Source organism: Chryseolinea sp. H1M3-3, from assembly GCF_029360725.1.
Classification (GTDB): Bacteria; Bacteroidota; Bacteroidia; order Cytophagales; family Cyclobacteriaceae; genus Chryseolinea.
Window position 1 is genome coordinate 690,456 of sequence record NZ_JARKMY010000010.1, and the last position, 22,269, is coordinate 712,724.

The following is a 22,269-nucleotide window of genomic DNA, read 5'->3' on the forward strand; positions in this document are numbered from 1 at the left end:
AATCACTGACCGGTTAGGGCACCGGGGCTGATTTTGTTACCTGCACTACCTCACCTTTCTTTCGAGCATAAATGCTGTTGTCATACATAGCTTCGCAGCTTACACCGGGTAGATAATAAGTACCTGCATATCCAGCCGTAAGGATTGTCTTAAATGTCCTCGACGCACCAGGACCCAATCCAAAGTAAGTGTAGACCCGGTCATCGCGTATGTCTTGATAATCCCCGTAGTCAGCTTTGACGGTATTTTCGTCATCGGTTAAGCGAAGATTATTGATCTCCCAACCTGATGGAAAAATTTGTGTCAACGCTAAATTCTGGTATTGACCACGCACACCAGGGTTCTTGACTGTTACATTCGCAAAAAATTCAGTTCCTTGCGTTAAGGTTGCAGGATTAATAGCATTTCCTTTTGTATCCGTATAGGTAATCGTCAGTGCTAAATTGCTTTCACTGTCAGTTTCTTGTCCGCGTGCAGGCGTACCGGTAGAAATTACCCTTACAAACAAACTCCCTTTACTTGCATTGGTAATTTTAATCGGCGCCTTCTGTGCGCCTGCAATGACCAGTGGAATTTGTGAAAGCGGCAAGTCGGTGCTGGCGCTAATAGTTTTTCCGCCATAACTATATTCATACTTAACGCCTGCGCGCTTTTCAGTCGCGACAAACATACCCACGGCTTTTAATGAATAGGCGATGGTTTGTGTACTCATCCAATAGCTTGAATTACTAAGTGAATTCGATATTTCTTTCACCAGTTCAAAAGCTTTTGTTTTATCATTCAACAGGATTAAGGTTTCCAGTATAATCGCTCTGTCGCGCACGTCACTTCCGTAGCTATACGCCTGCTCCTGATACGGTTTCACAGTAGTCGTCAAATTACTGATGATCTTTTTCGCGGCTTCGGGCTGTCCGGCTTTTGCATACGCCGCCGCCAGCATCCATTTTGCCTGGAGCGAGAGATCCTGAAGTTCGCGTAATCTGTTCATCGCGCTCAACTCCGCTGCGTCGGCAGCCGCCAGTGTGTACAAGCGGTATGCCTGAATGAGATCCGTGTTATAATATTTGTTATCATTCCTTCTCCATTCCAATGCTTTGTTTCGTTGATATTTTTTCCAACGCTTCAGCATGTCTGCAGGGACGTAGTATCCCTTTTGTTCAGCTTCGATCAGGAAATGACCTGCATAGGTGGATCCCCAACTATCAGAATCATCATAGCCTGGCCAATAAGCAAATCCGCCATCACGGGTGATAAACATTTTCAAACGTTCAATCGCTTTCGTGATGTTGAATTTTGTTCTGGCTAATTCGGATTCATTCAATTCCTTTACGACCGAAAGATAAAGCTGCGGAAATGCGGCCGATGTAGTCTGCTCGACACAACCGTGGGGGTACTCCATAAGATAACGCAAGCGATAACCAAGGTTAATAGGGGGAATAGAGGAAACTTCCAGCACTGCTGAATTCGTTCCAGCAAGCCCTACCGGAATTACGTTTCCTGTCCATGATTTACCCGCTTCCAAAAACGTATCAGCTACCTGGCTTACCGGAGGATTCGGATTTCGAATATCAATTTCGATTTCATCCGAAGCAGTAAACGATCCTGACGAAGCTTTGACAGTAATTTTACCGACCCCAATGGCGGCTTTCACGGCGAGTTCAAAATCAACGGTCAGATCGCCGGATGCTGACATCGATACGTTTCGGGATGCATCACCAACCAGAGCAACCGGGCCTGTTACTTTAACTTCGATCTTAACATTTTTGATCGATTTGTCTTGCGTAAATAAAGTAATGGGCAGTTTCACATTTTCTTCCGGACCTAATACGCGTGGCAGCGTAGCGAGCACCATCAAGGGCTTACGAACCGGCGTTACTTTTTCGGCCTGGCCATATGCACCTTCGTAGCCGGCTACAACCATCGTTTTTACTGAACCGATGTACTGAGGCATCGTGAACTTAAAATCTTTCGTCTCGCCGGCATCAAGCGTAACAGGTCCAAAGTATTTAACAACAGGTTTGAAACGATTTGCACGGGGATCTTCCTCATTCGCCTCTAACTCTGCATCTCCCCCAACGGCGAGCAAACGTTCTATCCGCGATCCAAAAGCACCCATTACGTCGTCATACAAATCCCATGTTTTTACGCCAAGTGCCTCGCGCGCATAAAACTTCTTCCACGGATCGGGTGTTTTAAATTTCGTGATATCCAAAAGTCCTTCGTCTACCATCGCTAGTGTGAAGGTCATTTTTCGTTTTGTCTTTTCTGATACTTTAATAACCACCTCCTGACCTGGTTGAATTTCCTCTGCCATTGAAATAACTGGTTCCAGATGAGTAGCAGGATCCTCCACACCGATCGGCACGACGCCATACAAACGTATAGGGAGATCGTTAACGGTTTGCGAATGCGGTTGAAGCAAACTGACGTTCACAAAAATATTAGGCGTCATTTCAGCTGTGGCATCAATTGAAAATTGATTATCTCCCTTTTGGGTTTGGATCCAATATGTGGAAAGAACTTTACTGCCATTTTCCACAGAAATCAATGCCCTTCCTTGTCCACTTCCCGGGATCGTAAGATTTATTTTGTCACCAACATTGTACTTGGCTTTATCAGAAGTAAAGGAAAGTTGTGTGGCGCCACCTTTATCTTCGCGGCTGTAACGGCCATAATAACCGGGCTGATCAATGTATACTGTTTTACCGGTACAATGCCCTGAAACAGGATCGCAAACGCGGATATAATACGTTCCCCAATCCGCAGAACCAATTTTAAAGGACCAGTTTGCCTTACCGTTGGGTGCATTTACTTTACCTGAACTTACTAACTGTGCGTTTTGACCTTGTATATAGTTTGCAACGTTATCCTGAGCATTGTCCCACCACCAATAACGATTTAAGCGATATACGCCTATCGTCGCGTCTGTACGTGATACCGGTGCTCCGTTGATATCCAGAAATACAACGTCTAACCGTTGCGTTGTATCGGTGAATAACATGCCACTGTACCGTTCACCGGCCGGTGTTTTCAAACCCGCATACGATTCATAGGGAAAATACGGCATACTAATCCGATCGATACTGAAATTTCCGCTTTCCTCGAAAACTTTTCCACGGAATACGGCCGTCATAAAGCCGGGGAATCCTTCAGACGAAGGAAGTGTCGCATTAAATGTTGCCTTGCCTTCACCATCCGTGCTTCCCTGAAAAATAGATTGTGTCTCCGATGTATAAGTACCCGAAGGCTCCTCAAATACGTAAGCATCATACTTGGGAAAGGATGTATTTGCCCTTCCTAGTGTAACTTCAAACTCTGCCTTAAGATTTTTGCCAGGGGCACCATGCAGCCATTTCACTTCCAGGTTCCCGGTAATGTCTGGTGAAAGAATTTTATCGCCTCCAAAATCCAGGTTAATCTTTAGCCTGTTAGGCTTGATCGTTTCGATTTTTACTTGCTGATTGAATTCCGCACCCCCAACTTTTATACGTGCCATCCAATTGCCTGTCGGAGCATCAGGATCCGTAGCAGTTGCCAGGCGGTAAAATCCATTCTCCGATGACGATTTAACCTGGCGATTAACGACGGTACCCTGTGGATTCTGCAATTCAAATACAACAGGATGAGCCGCAGGAAGAATTTTATTTTTGTCCTCTAGTATAAAACTAAGATAGACAGAATCACCCGGTCGCCATACGCCACGTTCTCCATAGATAAATCCTTTTAATCCTTTGTTGATGTAATCGCCCGACACATCAAAACCACTGAGCGACAATGATTCGCCATCCATCATTCGCATATATCCACGCTGTGATCCATTTTTCGCAACTACAGCAAAGGGTACATCCTTCGAAACAAACAGCGCGCGGCCATCTTGTGATGTCGTCATAGAGCCAAGCAGTTGTTGCTGGAAGTCATAAAACTCCAGCGTGACGCCGTTCATGGGCTCGGTTGTTTTTAAATCGTTCACGATAACAGTTGTACTTCCATCATTGCCCCGCTTCGCCAGCAGCCCAAAGTCGGAAGCCAGGATATTTTTCTTAATAGTTCGTGAATTAGTATAATAGGACGAATTGCATGGATTGTCCCGCTGGTCCCAATCGTAATCCTCACCATAGTAATATTCTTCCTCATAATAACCTTCCCCATAATTCGAGTCTTCCAAAATTTCATCCTCCACTTCGGTTAACTCTTCAGACGAGTCTCCATCTTCACAAACGTAGGCCGCATAACCCTTTTTGAAACTGATTGAAAGCTGATAAATAGCACCCGGCTCGGCCTGAATAAATTTCGAAAGATCCAATGTATACCGGTTCCATTTTCCGATGTCTGTTATCCCGGTATTATCCAATTGAATTTTTTGCTTCAGCAACCTTTTGCCTACACGGTTAAGATCATAATTGCCGTCGAGGTTATTTACCTGGAGAAACTGCAGCATGTTGTTTTCAAAAATGCGGGTAACGGTGAGGTCGATCGCCTTCAGGTTTACTGCTTCAAAGGGTAGAATTAATCCATCGGTGCTCGGTAAAATGGTACCTTTGCCAACAAATCTTGCCAATGGCTTAAGCTGTTCGAAGACCACGGCGGAAGATGATGCAACCTTCATTCGATAATCATTGATATTGCGTACACCCGCTTCAACATAAACCGTTTTCGTGCCTGATTGCCTTACGGGGGGATAAACCCAAATTTCATTGTCGTGTATTTCATACTCCAGAATGAGGCCACGGTCTTCTTCTATAGAAATCAATCCCCGTAACTCCTGTTTTTCTTTTAAAGGGTCTGAAAACTGAAGCACAACGTATTGGTTAGGGTTTTGTACCACTTTCGCATTCACAATTTTAAAATCGCCAAGCGCGGGTATCTCGACCTCTTTTTTATCCTGCAAGCTGATGCCTAGGTTTTTACCATCGACAGATAAAACAACTTTACTTGCCGCTTCCTTTCGCACAACGTCTTCAACAATGAACATGTGTTGCTTTCCTTCGGCGGTATGTGACCAAGTTACTTTCAGGTTCTTCCCTTCTTGTTCCGCCGCAAGCATGCTTTCGATGGTAGCATCTTCAGCAAAATCTGCTGTGTTAAGAACTCCCTCAATGCGCTGGCGTGTCAGCTCTGTTTTCACATAAGGCTTAATGTTCTCAACGGCGACATCAAAGTTTTGAGGCATGATCTGAAAAGAGAACTTGAATTCAGACAACTCTTTGGCTACTGAAATTAATTTCGATAATTGAAAACCGACCTCATAAATCTGCCCTGATGTCATCCTTGACTCCGGAACAAATTCAACTGTACGCTTGTCAACCCAAACAGTCTTTCCTTTAAGGGAAGGCTCAAATGAAAAAAGGGATACACTCGATTCCTGACCAATGAAAGTCGAGTCAACGGCGTCATTGGCTAAAATAATCCTGATAGCAGAACCGGAGGAGACTACCCCTGCCGTATAGGAAGTTATGAATTCGCTGAAAGCAGGGTTGATATAAGTTTCAGTATGTTTTTTACCGCGGCTGTCCGTGATGTAGAATATTCCAAAAACAACAATACCAATGGCTATCACACCAATGGCGATCTTTTTCCAGGGGAAAGTTTGCATAAAGAGAAAATGAATTTTTGGAAGATCGAAAAAAATATAGGACTGACTAATACCCAACGCATTTAATTTGCATGGATGTATGAATCGCCCTCAGAATTTATTTTTTCCCTTACAGACACGAAGCAAAAAGCCTCTTACCAAGGGTAAGAGGCTTTATAAATGGGAGCTAACGGCTAAGGGAGCCAGTAGTCCCGCGTGTCCTTGGATGAAATATTCGAAATAATCATTCCCAATGCGTAAGGAATGTGTTACGAAATCTAAACCTAATTTGGAGCCCAAGGCTTTCCATCGGCAAGTACATCGTCAGGATCTGACACCTTATGGTACTAAATATACTGATAGCTTGCCGTTAAAGGCAACAGGTTTTCGTAAAACCCCTACAAACCGGGGGTTTTAAAAATCATTAAAATACCTGTTTTTTGCTGTTAATAAGCCGATTCTTTTAACTGTATCCAGGCCCCCACTCCTCTCTGTGTGCTTGTGTGCACGGCAACTTGAGCCCTAATATTCTTTCCCGGAAGGAATTGATACGCGTTTAATGAGTCAAAAAACGATCACAAAAAAATCAGTTTTTTTACAAAATATAGCTTATCGGTACAAAGGGCTGGTTAAAAGAAAGCACATTATACGAGCGTATTGCCGGGTTATGATGGCATTTCCCCCGATTACTGGGGTTGTAAGCGCTCCTTATTTAAGGGATATTTGAATTGATTTGTTTATATTTTTAGGCTAACCCAAAGAGTGAAGACGAATATTACTGTACTCGTAGCGGATGACCACTTGTTCATGCGAGAGAGTCTTAGAGCAATGCTTGAGAAAACTCAGTTTGTTAAAAAGATTTACGAAGTAGAAAATGGACAGAAAGCAGAAGAAATACTTTCTCAACACAACATCGATGTAATCCTCCTCGATATCAGAATGCCGGTTATTGATGGGTTTGAGGTGATCGAATACATCCATAAATTAAAATTATCCACCAAGATTATCGCATTGACAGCGTTCGACGAAGAGGCCATGATTTTCAATCTTATGCGCATGGGCATCAATGGAATTTTATTTAAGAAGACTACCCATCAACAAGAAATTTATACGGCGATCATAACAGTATTAGAAGGCAAGCACTATTACAACGAAAAAGTTAATATCGTTTTACAATCTAAACCAGATGGCCTGCAACATCCGCCGAGAATAAAATTGACGGCACGTGAATTTGAGGTAATTGTATTGTTAGGTCATGGTTTAAGTACGAAAGATATAGCCGAAAAACTTTTCTTAAGTGAACACACGATAGAAGGATATCGAAAAGATATTTTAAGAAAAACCAATACAAAGAATACGAATGAGCTGATCCATTTTGCACTTGGCAATGGAATCATTTCATCTTAGAATTTATAAGACACGATGAATAACGTTCCTTTGGGAATGTCTTCAGTCGTTACGGTTGCTCCAATTATTTCTGCTCTTTTTTGAATACCGACCAGCCCTCTTCCTGAATCGCGCCGGCCGCTTGCAGCTGCTTTTTCTTTTCCGACACCATCGTCTTTTATCTCAACTTTCAATTGCTTGTCGGTCCAAAACATTTTAATGTAAATGTTCCATGCCAACGAATGCTTCATGGCATTGCTCGTGATCTCCTGGATAATTCTAAAAAGCACAAGCTCAACTTCACTGCTAAATCGTTTTACTTGTCCCATTTCCAAAAACTCAATGTGAAATGACCGTAATTCTCTTAATTGGTCACACATTTTCCAGATGGCATGGGAAAGACCTTTCTCCTGAAAAGTTTCTGGTGCAAGGTTCCAGATAATATTTTGAACACGATTGAGAAGATCATTTAAGTCGTGATCGATCCTTAGCAAGAGACTTTTATTTCGACCAGAAAGTGTTGGTTCTAAACGAAGGTTCCCCAGCGCCAAACGGGTTCCGGCCAGTAATTGGGCAAGATCGTCGTGTAAATCGTGTGCAATACGCGCGCGCTCTTCTTCAAGCATCTGCTGTTGAGCTTTCAACACATTCTTAATTTCTTCGTTCTCTTTTGTCAGGCCTTCCTCACGCAGTTGACGTCGTGCCGATTGACTTAAATACATCGCTCCCAGCACCGCCAGAAATGCAACCATTGATAAAATTAGAAAAATATTGTATTCCATTTCGTGCTAACGACTAAAATGGAAAGTTAACGGCAATAAGTAACGCTCACAAAATTTATTTCACGAATTTTGCCAATCGGGTAACACCGCTCTACGTTAATCTGTTATCCTCAACTGAGAATCAACTTTATTGGTACTGTAATACTGTTTGTTATGAATGATGTCTTATCTGAAGTATATTTTGGCAACACCGTTCAAGATTATTTGATCGCCCTGGCAATAATCGTCGGAGGAATATTAGTACTCCAACTGTTCAGAAAAATAATTGTTACACGGTTAAAACAATGGGCGGACAGAACGGAATCGACCATAGATAATTTTGCCGTGAGCGGGCTTGAAAGATTTGCTCTTCCGGCTCTAAATTTTTTTATAGTTTACCTGGGCATTAACTACCTTTCTTTATCCGACAAGGCTGAGAAGGTTGTAAAAATCGCTGTAGCCGTCATCATTACTTTCTTTCTACTCCGGCTAATTTCCTCCATTGTTTTGCACGGCCTGCAAACATATGTCAGAAGACAAGAACAAGGCGAGGAAAAAATAAAACAGCTGGGGGGAATCATGCTTATCCTGAACGGCATCATCTGGATTATCGGGCTCATTTTTCTTTTTGACAATCTGGGGTACAACGTAGGGGCTATTATCGCAGGACTTGGTATAGGTGGTATTGCCATTGCACTGGCGGCCCAAAACATACTAGGAGACCTATTCAACTATTTTGTTATCTTTTTTGACAGGCCATTTGAAATTGGTGACTTCATTATTCTTGACGACAAAATGGGCACCGTTGAATACATCGGCATCAAAACGACACGTCTAAAAAGCCTTTCCGGCGAACAACTTATACTTTCGAACAGTGATTTAACGAAGTCACGCGTTCATAATTATAAACGCATGCAACGCAGAAGAATTCAATTTGATATAGGCATCGTGTATCAAACTTCCCTAGACCGTATTCAAGAGGTCCCGGCCATCATTAAAGATATTGTCACGTCAATAGACGGAATTACTCTTGACAGAACTCATTTTAAAGGATATGGCGACTTTAGTCTTATTTTTCAAACTGTCTATTTTGTAGAGAGTCCCGACTTTAATATATACATGGACAAGCAACAATTAATAAACTTGAGGTTGTTCGAAGAGTTTGAAAAGCGAAAAATCGAATTTGCTTATCCTACACAATCACTTTTCCTAACGCCCACAACGAAGGAAAATCACAATGATCAGCTTGTTTCGGAACATCGATGATGCTGGCCTATATATTATTGAGCCTCATGCTTCAAATTGCCTCATTCAAAGAAACCCAACGTCAATACAGTCGGGTAAAGACCGCGTATGAGGAAAAGGAACCCACGGTTGAAAATTATTTCAAAGACAAAAAGCTAAACACTTCTGAATTCAATCTTTTCGTGCGGGCTTTTAAGCATGAGAAAGAACTTGAAATTTGGATTAAACAAAAAGGCCGAGATACTTATGATTTACTGACCACTTATTCATATTGTGCAAATTCCGGAACGTTAGGTCCAAAACGAAAAGAAGGTGATTTGCAAATCCCGGAAGGCGTCTATCACATCAATCACTTCAATCCGGAAAGCAATTTCCATTTGTCGCTGGGGTTGAATTATCCCAATGCATCTGACAACATATTAAGTGATCGAAAACACCCCGGTGGCTCCATTTACATCCATGGCAACTGCGTGACTATTGGATGCATTCCCGTTACGGATGATAAAATAAAGGAGCTTTACATATTAGCGGTCGAAGCTCGGAACAACGGACAGAAAAAAATTCCAGTCCATATTTTTCCCACGAGGTTTACGAAGGATGGGGCTTTGCTGTTGAAAAATTCCTTTGCCCATACAGGCAATACAGACTTCTGGAACAATTTAAAAGAAGTATATGACGATTTTGAACGCACCAAAAAGTTGAGGACCGTACGAATAAATAGCAAGGGTGAATACTTTTTCGATGGTGTTTGATGAAACAATAACAGTCCCTTCCGACAGACCAAGAGCACCGCTCATTTCAACCTCCATCAGACTGTGATAAAACATCCATCTCGAAGATTCTCGTCAAAACTGTAATTCGCCAAAATTATTTCTTTTCCAGCACCAATGTAATTTTGTTAAAATCAGCTGCTGCATTTACTACTTTTCGAAAATCTTCATAACGAGAGAGTGGCGCGTAAATCTGCTTGTAGTATTCCTCAACGTGGACTTCAAGAAAGTTATCCTTCAATACGTAGTCAGACTTAAACAGGTATGGAGTTTGATCCTTCTCGTTGTAAGCGATATTTAATTTTAGATCTGCGAGGTTTTTAACCTGGTAACCTTTCGGCAATTCAATTTTGATAATACGATTATACATTCTGTTGAAATCATTTTCAACTTCCGAAACACGTTGTTCGTCTCTATACATTTCAACTTGGGGACCAATCAGTTCGCCAACCTTAAAAAGAATACGAGGCCCGGCCTTTTCCATGAAATGGGAAGATTCGAAATTTACATCTACTATGAAATTATTTGCTTTGGAATTTGGAACTGGATTGGCAGTCCATTTCTTGATCACTGCATCGGGTGCTATTTGCTTTGTGAGTTGATCGATCATTCCTATGCGCTGATCGGCCGACATCATATCATAATACGGTGAGAAATAAGCTGCGTTATATCCACCAAAGTCCCGTTTTTGACGAATTTGATTGGTAGCCAAATCATCATTAAAGGCAACTTCAATTTCCAAATTATCAGAATTGTAGGAAAAGTCAACGGCAGGAATTTCACCAATGGAAGAGAGCGCAGACTTCACCTCTCCGATTTGGAAGGGTTCAATAAATAATCCTTTTTGTGCGGTGAACTCCGGCTGAATCAGCGGATACCGAAACTCAAAAACATAGGGCGCCAAGAACTGTTTGGTTTCAGGAAAATATAGAACGTAATCATCAAGGTATGCCCATGAATCAAACTCTCCATCAAATTTTATGTTTTCTCTGCTACAGGTAATGACAGGGTGACATTGAATTTTTAACTTATCAAATACACCCAGAAACAACCGCGTCATACCTTGATGGGATGCTACTTTAACCTTAAGGATAGACGCAATTTGACTGAGTGACTCGCCAGCACCATCTTTGTTAACCTGTATTGTGGTTTTAATTTTATTCTCGATGGCCCTGATTCTATCCTCGAGGTTTTTAGCTGGATCGTCCGCAAGTGTCTTCACAAATTTATCCAATGCTTTTTGATCGTCTTTTGAGACCTCTGTTAGCATGGTGTAAAATGTTTTAGCCGCTTCATCCCAAGTGTATAAACGCGCATCTGATCTGGCAGTGTTGTACGCCAGCTTAAACTCGATACGTTTACGATTCGGGTCGAAATTAGAAAAGGCTTCTGTTTTCAATGCCGGCACATCCGTCATTGAAGTTTCGTATACATTCATTTCATCGCTATCCGCTTCTTTTACTTCAGGGAAATTATGGTATGTCTTAAAATCAAACTTCAAATGTTCAGGACATGTTAAGCGAAATGAATTGTGCTTTACAGGCACGTCAAATTGTACAAAAACTCTATCGAACACACTCGGACGCATCTTGCGTACGAAATAATATTCAATCTCACTTCCCATCTCGATGCCTTCAATAGCAAAAATTTTGAACGCCTTGCCAGTCTCTTCATCAGCTAGTTCCTTCAGATTACTTTTGTCAAAATAAACTGCTTTACCTTCTTTATTAATGGAACGTGCCTTCACATCGATCAAATCAAGTGCATTACCCATGGAGATTACAATACGGTTATGCTTCTGTACAGCTTCATTATTATTGACATAAATGATCCTGTGAATTGTAGAGTACAATACGAATTGATTGTTCTCAAACACATATTCATATTGGGTGTGTTGTTTCAAGATAATTTCCGAAAGGGCTCCGTCTTTTTCAGACAATTTATAACGCGTCCTTTCTTTCTCCCATTCATAAGGCTTGAAAGCATTTCCAAATAATGTTGTCGCAACAATGCAGCATGCTGCTACGCCTAAAAGTTTCACAAACTTCATTTTATTTCTTCTTTAAAATAATAGACTCTTTGTACGCCTCGCTGAGTGGCTTGACCGATGCATTCCAATGTTCGAACTGTTGAGGCTGCATCAATAAATAATTCACATAGAATTTTTTCCTGAATACGATTTTACCATTCTCCGATGTATATTCTGTTTCAAATCCCAACAACTCACCATCAGCTTTTGCGTTTGGAGGCAAGTATTCGACACTGTACCCTTCCGGGATGGTCAACTCACAGTATTCTATCTTCTCGTATTTATAATCACGTTCTTTTGGTGTTTCCCGCAGTGAGAGATTGATAAAGTCATTGTAATGCTCTTTTGTTAAGTTCATATTCACATACAACTCGTCACCAATCTTTTGAAAATAATCACCTATACGGAACGAATAATCGATCACTGTAGGTTTGTCCCTGTCATAAGCATCCGACAAAGCATAATTGTCGAGATAAAACTTGTTGCTGCCTTTTCCGATTAACCGGGTTACATACCGCTTTATATCCTCTTTTTCCGAACGATCAAGGGCATAACCGCCAAACACTTTCGGATAGCCGCCTAATGAACTAATACCCGATCCCACGATTTGATTCCCATCAAGTCTGATAGAGACAGAATCTGTCATAATGTTTCTTTCCTTCGGTATTTCAGGAATGGCCTTGATCTCATAATGTGTTGGGTCCAGACCAATCAAAGCCTCTTTTCCCTGAATCATGGAAGAGGGTAAACCGAAGGGAGTATGATCGCTTGTTGCATCGAGAAAATAATACTGTTTATCCGAGCTGATGTAGGTTGCAATCATATGATTATCAACCAACGGTGTGGGTACCTGACTATACTTGTATGGAAGATCTCGCGTTCCAATCCAGGTATGATATGATTTCACATCAGCAAGCCGAAGCATCGTCACTATAAGATTAGCCATATCCTTGCAGTCACCATAACGCTTCTCACATACATAAGAACCATGATGGGGGATGAAACCACGCATTCCTTGCTCAAAAGCAACGTACTGAATGTTTTCCTGTACCCAGTAGAAAACATTTCTTACAATATCAATTTCGGTTTTGCTGCTTTGCTTGATCTTATTTACAATTCCAATGAGTTCAGCAGATGATTCTTTATTCAAATCTTTAACAAAAGTGTTATACCAGGCATATAAATCATCCAAACTGGAAAGGACATTTACTTTTCCACTTTTGTTTTCATATGATTTCACATAACAAATAAGATGTGGCGTGAAGTATCTTACAGAAGGGCTCTCATCTTCATTTTTCCGGGCAGGTACATCCGTTGCCGTCCATTCATAAAAAACATAACCACCCTTCTCATACTTTTTGAAATTGATCGTATGTTTAGGATCATTCACAACCTCATAAACTAATTCGACCTGTCTAGTAGTCTTGATAGTGTAGGTAGCTTTTCCCTGAGGGATATAGCTTGTGAAAATGTATCCTGGCATAAAACGCGCATCCTTCATCATGGTGCGATACTGAAGATGTGTTCGATTACCCAACGAAACAGAGGGAAACGTAAATGAGTAATTGTAGGAGTCGTCGTAAAAAATACCATCAGCCTGATCATGGTTTTTCTTGAATTCAGTGACGTGCATCTCCTTGAATTTATTCTTTTCCCAAATGAGCGTTTTTGCTTTCAGATCTTTTACCTCTGTGAAATGCGAACCAAAAACTCTACCTGTTGAATAAACATCCGTTTGTGATTTCAGGTGAATCATGTCTTCCAATATATCACCAAAAATTTCAAGCGAGTCATTCTTTACCAATATGGCGATGGTTTCGGAACGCTCGATAAAAGCTGCTGGAGCATCCGGAAATTTCGCGGAATACTGTTTTAAAATTTCGGATTGCTGAGCGGGACTCGTACTGAAAAAACTAACGGCAATAAAGATGCTGGCAAATATTTTATTCATCGATCAGTTGTTGATATATTTAAGTCGGTCTACCATTGGCAACTCGAAGCAGTTGAAACGTACTGAATCATCAATGCCCACGGCGTTCATCATTTGCCAGATTAATTATTGCATGCTTGTCTCAAAAGGTAAACCACCAAAAAATTCATACTCCACCTTCTTCTGACCCTTTTCGAACAACACTGTTTTTCCATTTTTCGAACCCATCGCGTATTCTTCTTTCAAATGCAACGATCCATCGTCATTGTATTTTTCAACAACACCATGCAACTCATCGAACTTGTAGGTACCCTTCTCAATCAATCGACCGTCGGCTTGATGAATACGATATTCGCCGTCATAGTCACCGAGCACATAATTATACTCACTAAACAAGTTGCCGCTTTGGTAATAAAGTCGCTTTGGTCCCGTTAAAACTCCATTTTTGTATGTCTCCTCGTATGCTTTTTTTCCATTATCATAATTGATAATGATCTGCGCATTACCCGTAAAAGGCCTCCATGCTTTTGCAGCTTGTGTTGGGGTGATTTCACGAAAGCCAACGAGATGTCCTTCGATGTACAATTTCTCGAGCAGCGGTGTGCCTTCTGGCCCGAAATATCTGGTTATTCCATTGCGTTCGTCATTTCTAAATTCCGCGATAGAAGAAATTTGCCCATTCGGAAAATAATATAACCATGTGCTGTCATGCTTTCCAGACAAGTAAGCTCCTTCATAGTCCAGCTTACCATTTTCATAAAATCCTTTCCACCAACCTTCCTCCTGTCCATTAATAAAGTTTCCTTGAAGGAGTGTCTTACCTGTAACTGCGTTATATTGATACGGGCCGTCCTTTTGACCATTTAAAAAACTGAAGGCGTAGAAAATTTTTCCATCAGGGAACCACTTCGTAATTTTTGTGTAATTGCCGCATGTGGTTTCGAATACTGTCTGTTGCTTACCGCTGATATATGTGGTCTGAAATTTCACGTTCCCGGCTTGCTTAGTCTTTTGTGTGATGGCGGTGCCGTTTGAATTATAATTAATGATATCCTCCAGTTGATCAGCTTTATATTCACTTAAAGACGATAGTGTCCCCGTTGTGTTGTAATCAAGACACAATCCTGACAATTGGCCATTCAGATAATAATAATCCAATTCAAGTACACCATTAGGATAGTACGATAACCATTGCTGCTGGCGATCTCCATCGGTAAACCATCCTGCCTGTTTTAGCTGCCCATGCGGATAGAATTCCTGAAACCCGCCATCAAATTTACCATCTTTGTAGTTGAATGCGTATTTCTTTCCGCCAGACTTAAAATACTCTACGGCTGCCCCTTGGGCCAGACCATTTTCATATACGTACTCACTATGTTTGGTGCCTTCGGGGAAGTAATATCGCCAGGGCCCATGTATTTTACCTTCCTTGTAAGCGCCCTCGCCAGATAGCTGACCCGTTGGGTAAAATTGCTTAGCACTAAAATTACCGCTTGCGTGCCCAAATTTTCCCAGTTGTTTTCCAAGTGTATCCAGATATACAACGCCAATTAGCAAATCATTCTTGTAGTTGTTGATGTAGTGAACTTTACCATTGTGATAAATTGTATTGTCTCCGTTGAATTTGCCTGTAGCATCAAAATTCCTCTTTTCAATAAGTACGCCGCGTTCGTTATAGAATGTCCATTCACCAGCAGACTTTCCTTCGTGATATTTACCGGTGCTTTCAAGCCTGCCATTAGGATGATAATATCTCCACAAACCCGTTATCTGATCATTCGAGTAATTGCCTTCGGATTTCAATTTTCCATTTGCATGATTTTCAGCGTAGCGTCCCTCAAGAATGTCAGCTTTGTAGGTTAACACATTTCTTATTTTGCCGCTTTCGAAATAATTCGTAAAGACCCCCACGACTTTATTGGAGTCATAGGTATACGTCGATTTTGTGTTTCCATTGGCGAATAACGTTTTACCGGGTCCATGCCTCCGACCCCGATCATAATTCAAAATCTCATTTAGCGTACCACATGCGTCAAACAATTGGACCTTACCATGGATCTTTTCATTCTTCAGAAAAAAATGTTGATTTAAAACTCCATCATGATAAACATTCACTTCTCCTGTTTCTGAATTTTCTATGCTGCTGACAGTTCCATCATCGTTATAGTATTTCCATACACCAATTTTTTTACCGTTGTCTGCGTACGTGCCTTCAGCAGAGCGTTCATAATTTTGTCTGAAGTAAATCCATTTGCCTTTGCGCTTTCCTTGGGCATCTTCATTACCAATAGCCTCGATGCGATTATTCGCAAAATACCAGGCTTGTGTGGGCTTGTCGAAGTTTAAAAGTGGAGAGACAATAAGCTCACGCTTTTTCTTAAGCGACAGGTTGGTAACGTTATAAAATCCCTCAAGCTTCTTTTGATTTTTGTGATGCCATTTTTTAACGAGTTCAATGTTGGCTGATTTGAGAATATGAAAGATGAATGGCTCTACCATTTCATTTTCTTTTAAGGCTTGGTAAACGGGCAAATAATAACTGGCCCATGGATCGTCGGTATTAGCAGATGCAGTCCCCAACTGATCGAAGAACATTTGATATTGTTTTACCAGCGCGACGTCAAGATCAATTTTTGATTTATAATTCTTGTCCATCGCAATTTTCGCCCGGATGATCTGATCTAATTTTTCAAAAGCATTCGGATTAGTAGTGGGTAACGAGCCTTCCTCTGTAAACTGATTAGACACATATTTTTCCATAAACACCAGTCGTTCATTATCGTCGTTAGCCAACCCGAGGTACATCCCGAACGATAACATAGCGTGTGTTTTTTTACCTTGCCCTGCAGAAATTCTTCCGAGATTCAAATGACTTCCGGGATGGAACGGATTCATCTCCAGCACTCGAAAAAAGCAGGATATTGCTTTATCATAATCTTTATGATTGTAGTGTGTAATGCCTAAGTTATAAACGAGAATAGCATCGGTAGGATAAGCTTCAATAGCCTCGGTAAATAACGTGACTGCTTTATCATAATCCCCTTTGCGATCTGTGGCGATCGCTTGCGAACGCAGGAGGTGCGCGCGATACGGAGACGTCTTTCTTAATCCCTCCTGACAACTTGCAAGCGCCTTATCGAATTCCTCCGCGGCGATATAAGACAATGCAATTTCTGACAGCATATTTATGTATGCAGTGTCCCGTTTGGGAATAGTAAGATATTGCTGAATGGACTCCTTGTATTTACCGGAATCGTACAACTCCTTTCCTCGATTAATGACTTGAGCTGCATTAATAAAGGTTGGCTCCTGGGGATAACAAGGTAGAGAAATCGCTATAACGATGATTACCAGGCAAAAACGAATCATACGGAAGTCAAAAAGTTTGCTTGACTAAAGGAAAAAAAATTAGCGTTATGCTTCCGTTTGAAAATGACAGAATAAACCCTTCTGTAAGAAATGGCGGGTTTTAGTCAAAAAAATAAAATCCATTTGTGAGCAATTGTAATAGGGTAAAATCGCAAAAAGGCCGCAGAAAAAAGATTCTGCGACCCGTATGTATACTGTTTCGCAACTATGTTAAACGCGCGCTTCTGTTTTGTTCATCACCTTAGTTTGAATCTGGATAGATTCCTGGTGGATAAGTTTTAACAGGTCGCTTGTGAAGTCAGGGCTTAGTCCCATCGCTTTACCAAGTTGAACACGTGTTTGAATAATTTCCTCCCAGCGTGATACTTGGAGAATCGTAACACCATTTTCTTTTTTATACTGGCCAATCTTTTCGGATATTTTCATTCTTGCAGCCAACTTTGACATGATCTCGTCATCGAGGTGGTCAATCTCATCGCGAAGGATGCTGAGTGTATCTTTGAAAATCTTATTATCAGAGGACACGGAACGTACGACCAGGCCATCAATGATTTTAGACAAAACAGCTGGTGTTACTTGTTGCTTGGCATCACTCCATGCGGCATCCGGGTTAATATGCGTCTCAATCATCAAGCCCACCATGTCCAGGTCAAGCGCTTTTTGAGAAATGAAAGAAATTAATTCACGGTTACCGGCAATGTGACTTGGATCGCAAATGATGTCCAACTCAGGAATTCTGGTTTTCAATTCGATCGCCATATCCCACATTGGCGCATTTCTGAACGGACCTTTCTCAAACGCAGAGAAACCGCGGTGAATTGCTGCCATCTTTGTAATACCTGCTTTGTTCAAACGTTCCAAGGCACCAATCCAAAGTTCAAGGTCAGGATTTATAGGATTCTTCACCATCACCGGGATGTCCACTCCCTTTAAAGCATCAGCAACTTCCTGAACGGAAAAAGGATTTACGGTTGTCCGTGCTCCTACCCACAAAATGTCGACACCTGCCTTTAAACATGCGTCAACGTGAGCGGCATTCGCAACCTCAGTAGTGACCGGCAAACCGGTTTCCTTCTTAGCTTGAATGAGCCATTTTAAACCTTCGGCACCTGACCCTTCGTACTGGCCCGGCCTGGTACGTGGTTTCCAGATACCCGCGCGTAGTGCGTGTACTTTCCCCGTTGCCGCTAACTGTTTTGCAGTCGCGATGGTTTGTTCTTCTGTTTCTGCGCTGCAAGGACCACTGATGATGATGGGTTTGCTGGCGGTAGGTAACCATTTTGAAATGGATTCAAGCTGCAATGCCTTTTTCATATGTATTCAATTTTATTTTTCTTGTACTAATTTGGTTTGTTTATATTCTATGCCGTTTAAAATTTCTCTGATACGGTTAGCATCCTTCATGATGCGTTGAAGCTCTTTTCCATCTCTCTTCATTAAGAAATACTGAAATTTTTGCAGGTGCATGATGTACTCCAGCAATGCCTGACTTAAATATTCGGAATTTTGTTCAAAGATCGGTGCCCACATATCGGGTGAACTCTTGGCAAGACGAACTGTGGATGCGAAACCACTTCCAGCAAGCGCGAAAATATTCTTTTCGTCACGTTCAATATCCAACACCGTTTGACCTAACAAAAAGGAACTGACGTGCGACAAATGTGAGACATAGGCCACATGCTTGTCGTGCTCTTCGGGCTCCATGAAGATGGTGCTCATTCCTAACACAGTAAAAATTCGTTCTGCCAATTCAAGTGCTTCTTTGGAAGATTTCTCTTTCTCGCAGATGATATTTGTTTTGCCCCGGAACAGTCCTTCAAATGCCGCTTCCGGTCCGGAATTTTCTGTACCGGCAATTGGATGTGATGCTACAAACTGGCCCCTATTTGGATGGTTAGCAATCGCACGGCAGATCATTCGCTTGGTCGAGCCAGTATCAATAACTACTGCTTTCTTTTTGATCGAATCCAAAACTGATGGGAGCAATTGAGCCAATGCATTTACCGGTATAGCAAGGATAATCAGATCAGAAGTTGTAATGGCTGTTCCTTCGCTTTCAATGGAATCCACCAGCCCCAACGTTACTGCCTTGGCTGCATTTGCACCATTCAGATCCACGCCAACCAGTTCGGTGGCGATGCCTGCCTTTCGAAGATCGAGTGCAATTGATCCTCCGATTAATCCTAGTCCGATAACGGTTGTCTTCATGCTAAGCGTTGGTGTTAATACCTACCTCTGATTTTTTTCAGCTTTATCAGACGTTGACTTCAAAAATTTATCAATGCGGATAAGCGCTTCCCGTAACATCTGCTCAGTGCAGCACAGCGAAACACGAATGTATCGTTTACCTGCATCGCCGAAAATAAACCCAGGTGTAATAAACACCTTGGTGCCGTAAAGAATTTCATCGATCCACTTTTCAACATCGACAATGTGCTCAGGTGCCTTCGCCCAGACGAATAAACCAGATTGTTTGGAAGAAAAACTACAACCCAAACGCGTCAACAGTTCGCACGCAATTTTCTTACGTGCTCCATAAACTTTGTTAAGTGCAACAAACCATTCATTTCCGCTCTTCAGCGCTTCAACAGCGGCATGTTGTAAACCCAAAAACATGCCTGAGTCCATGTTGCTTTTGACTTTTAAAACAGCGTCAATATATTCTTTCTTACCAGCAACCCAACCGATCCGCCAACCTGCCATGTTGTGCGACTTGCTTAGCGAGTTCAATTCCAATGCTACTTCGTCTGCCCCTTCAATTGCTAAAAGGCTCAACGGCTCGTCATTCAGAATCATGCTGTAAGGATTGTCATTCACGATCAAAAATTGATTTTCACGAGCGAGGCCAATCAATGCTTTTAGTTCTTCACGGGTAGCAGTTCGTCCTGTTGGCATGTGTGGAAAATTAATCCACATCAGTTTTACTTTTGATAAATCACTTTTCCTGAGCGCCTCGATGTCGATGCCCCAGTTTGAATCCTCGCGCAATGCATATGGCCTCAACGTTGCACCAACAAGGTTTGCAACCGAGGAATATGTTGGATATCCTGGATTTGGAATCAACACTTCATCTCCTTCATTGACAAATGCCATCGAGATGTGCATGATTCCCTCCTTTGAACCCATGAGCGGAAGAATCATACTTTCCGGATCGAGGGTGACGTTGTAAATTCGTTGGTACAAGTCGGCGATACCTTTTCGCAATTGAGGAATACCTTTGTAATTCTGATACCCATGGTTTGAAGGATTTTTTGCAGAATTGATCAATGCGTCGATCGTAGACGGATCCGGTGCCTGATCAGGGCTACCAATTCCTAGATTAATCACACGCCATTCCGGAGAATCGAGACCCCTTACTTCAGCGAGCTTTCTGCTGAAATAGTACTCTTCAACATTTGCGATCCTTTTTGCAGTTTGTATCATATACTGTACTGTATTCGACTATTGTTTTGCTATTTGTATTCAATCTTGGCCTTCTTATACTCCCCTAAAACATTCAGATTTTTAACCTGGCGAAGAACCTGATGCATGGCATCATCGTAATTTTTTCTTTTGCGCCATTCTACATCAATATGGATGGAGTATTCACTCGGCCTTCCAATAATAGGTATGGATTGAATTTTAGTTAAGTTGATGCTGTTATCTTTTAGCGTCATTAAGGCGTCAGCCAGGCTTCCAACTTCATTTGCTACTTCAAAAGAAATCGATGCTTTGTTTGCATCAGCCTTACCGTTACTCCGTTTGGTCAAAATTAAAAATCTTGTAAAGTTCTTTTTATGAGTTTCAATCCGCTTTTCCAGTATCTGAAGTCCATATTTTTTCGCCGCATGTTCGTTCGCAATGGCAGCAGTATCCCTTAACTTAAGTTCTGACACACGTTTCGCAGAAAGTGCTGTATCATCGCTTTCCCGGATCTCCACATTTTTTAACCCGTGCAAAAATTCAGCACACTGGCGGATGGCCATGGGGTGAGACTCAATCGTTTTGATATCGCTCAAGTTCACACCTGGCAGGGCTAGTAAATTCATGTGAATAGGCAAATACAGTTCACCTATAATGCTGAAATGATACTCCTGCAAAAGAAAGTAGTTAGGCAAGATGCTTCCGGCAATGGAGTTTTCAATAGCCATGACTGCATAATCCGCTTTACCACTCTTAAGACTTTCACACAGCTGATGAAAAGTAAGGCATTCAATCGTTTCAATGGGTTCATTGAAATAGGTAAGCGCCGCCACTTCGTGAAAGCTGGTCGCTATACCTTGAATTGCAATCCTTAATTTTTTCTTCTTCGCCATACTGTTTTTCCTTTTCAGGGCCGAGGTCTTTCAAATTAAAAAGTCTATAAAAGCAAAAAGTCCCGTTTTACCGGGACCTTTTTGAGTTTTAGTTATCGTTAATCAACAACACAGCTACTCTTAAAGTCCCGCCGGGGCACTAAAAAAGTAATAAAAGTAAAAAAATGTGTTGTGAGCTTTCATTTCTTGTTCTTGATAGCTCAAAGATAAAATTTTTTTTTCGGCAGTTGCAAGCACCAGGTAATCTTTACTGTAAAATTTCTTTTAAACTAATGATTGTTAGTTCAGCCGTTGACCAATACATCTTAACTTTACGTCTACCTCACAGATAAAATGCCTTATAATATGAAAATCAGCTTTCAACCAATCCTTTTATGCGCTCTTGTCCTGGCTTGGGGATGTGGACAAAAACAACAAGATCATGAAGCGCATAGCCACAGCGACGAGAAAGGCGCCAACCAGCAATTATATGATGAGGTAATGAGCGTCCATGATGAGGTTATGCCGAAGATGGACGATCTCTATAAACTTAAGGAACATCTGAAAAAACAAGTAGCTGATTCACCCCAGATGACGGAGGAAAAAAAGAAAAAGATTGAATCCGCCATTCTTCAGCTGGATTCTGCCAGTGAAGGCATGATGGTATGGATGCGAAATTTTAACCCTTTGCCGGATAGTCTTGGTGAAGAAAAAGCGAGGACGTATTTAGAGGAGCAAAAAGTAAAAGTCTCCAAAGTTAAAGAAGATATGCTGAAGGCGATTGAAGAAGGGGAAGCTTTGAAAGAATAGCAGTCATGATCGCAACCTGCTTTATTTCAGGATCGGTAGCACATGGTTATCAAAAACAAATAACTAGATGGCTATAGGACAGTTTAGTACATCGAAATAATATTTGACTTGCCGTTTAATTAA

General features: G+C 41.5%; 13 protein-coding genes. 4 read left to right on the forward strand and 9 right to left on the reverse strand.

Annotated elements, in window-relative coordinates:
• Window positions 1–13 precede the first annotated feature (13 nt).
• Entirely contained in the window at window positions 14–5,593 is a 5,580-nt protein-coding gene (locus tag P2W71_RS19735; RefSeq protein WP_276373042.1) for an MG2 domain-containing protein, read from the reverse strand.
• 741 nt (window positions 5,594–6,334) lie between these two features.
• Between P2W71_RS19735 and P2W71_RS19740 the strand changes: the two genes are divergently transcribed.
• Window positions 6,335–6,979, forward strand: a complete 645-nt coding sequence (locus P2W71_RS19740) for a response regulator transcription factor (protein ID WP_276373043.1) — start codon at window positions 6,335–6,337, stop codon at window positions 6,977–6,979.
• Here P2W71_RS19740 and P2W71_RS19745 read toward each other — a convergent pair.
• Window positions 6,976–7,740, reverse strand: a complete 765-nt coding sequence (locus tag P2W71_RS19745; RefSeq protein ID WP_276373044.1) for a histidine kinase — start codon at window positions 7,738–7,740, stop codon at window positions 6,976–6,978. The genes P2W71_RS19740 and P2W71_RS19745 overlap by 4 nt on opposite strands.
• 153 nt (window positions 7,741–7,893) lie before the next feature.
• On the opposite strand from P2W71_RS19745, the gene P2W71_RS19750 reads away from it, so the two are divergent.
• Window positions 7,894–8,985, forward strand: a complete 1,092-nt coding sequence (locus P2W71_RS19750) for a mechanosensitive ion channel domain-containing protein (RefSeq protein ID WP_276373045.1) — start codon at window positions 7,894–7,896, stop codon at window positions 8,983–8,985.
• Between the two features lie 26 nt (window positions 8,986–9,011).
• Window positions 9,012–9,716, forward strand: coding sequence for a L,D-transpeptidase family protein (locus P2W71_RS19755; RefSeq protein ID WP_276373046.1), 705 nt, complete (start codon window positions 9,012–9,014; stop codon window positions 9,714–9,716).
• Between the two features lie 115 nt (window positions 9,717–9,831).
• Here the strand turns inward: P2W71_RS19755 and P2W71_RS19760 are convergent, their stop codons facing one another.
• The 7 genes from P2W71_RS19760 to P2W71_RS19790 all read right to left on the reverse strand — a co-directional run bounded on the left by P2W71_RS19760 (window position 9,832) and on the right by P2W71_RS19790 (window position 21,357).
• Window positions 9,832–11,784, reverse strand: coding sequence for a DUF3857 domain-containing protein (locus P2W71_RS19760; RefSeq protein WP_276373047.1), 1,953 nt, complete (start codon window positions 11,782–11,784; stop codon window positions 9,832–9,834).
• Between the two features lies 1 nt (window position 11,785).
• Window positions 11,786–13,714, reverse strand: a complete 1,929-nt coding sequence (locus P2W71_RS19765) for a transglutaminase domain-containing protein (RefSeq protein WP_276373048.1) — start codon at window positions 13,712–13,714, stop codon at window positions 11,786–11,788.
• A 105-nt stretch (window positions 13,715–13,819) separates the two neighbouring features.
• Window positions 13,820–17,062: a tetratricopeptide repeat protein gene (locus P2W71_RS19770; protein WP_276373049.1), complete on the reverse strand. Its 3,243-nt coding sequence runs from the start codon at window positions 17,060–17,062 to the stop codon at window positions 13,820–13,822.
• Window positions 17,063–17,272: 210 nt separating this feature from the next.
• A complete protein-coding gene (locus P2W71_RS19775; RefSeq protein WP_276373050.1) occupies window positions 17,273–18,376 on the reverse strand; it encodes a chorismate mutase in 1,104 nt (367 codons plus the stop codon).
• A gap of 12 nt (window positions 18,377–18,388) precedes the next feature.
• Complete coding sequence (locus tag P2W71_RS19780) at window positions 18,389–19,270, reverse strand: prephenate dehydrogenase (RefSeq protein WP_276373051.1); 882 nt, start codon at window positions 19,268–19,270, stop codon at window positions 18,389–18,391.
• 21 nt (window positions 19,271–19,291) lie between these two features.
• On the reverse strand, window positions 19,292–20,485 hold the full coding sequence (locus P2W71_RS19785; protein WP_276373052.1) for an aminotransferase class I/II-fold pyridoxal phosphate-dependent enzyme: 1,194 nt from the start codon (window positions 20,483–20,485) through the stop codon (window positions 19,292–19,294).
• A gap of 29 nt (window positions 20,486–20,514) precedes the next feature.
• Window positions 20,515–21,357, reverse strand: a complete 843-nt coding sequence (locus P2W71_RS19790; protein WP_276373053.1) for a prephenate dehydratase — start codon at window positions 21,355–21,357, stop codon at window positions 20,515–20,517.
• Between the two features lie 345 nt (window positions 21,358–21,702).
• On the opposite strand from P2W71_RS19790, the gene P2W71_RS19795 reads away from it, so the two are divergent.
• Entirely contained in the window at window positions 21,703–22,146 is a 444-nt protein-coding gene (locus tag P2W71_RS19795; RefSeq protein WP_276373054.1) for a hypothetical protein, read from the forward strand.
• Window positions 22,147–22,269 lie beyond the last annotated feature (123 nt).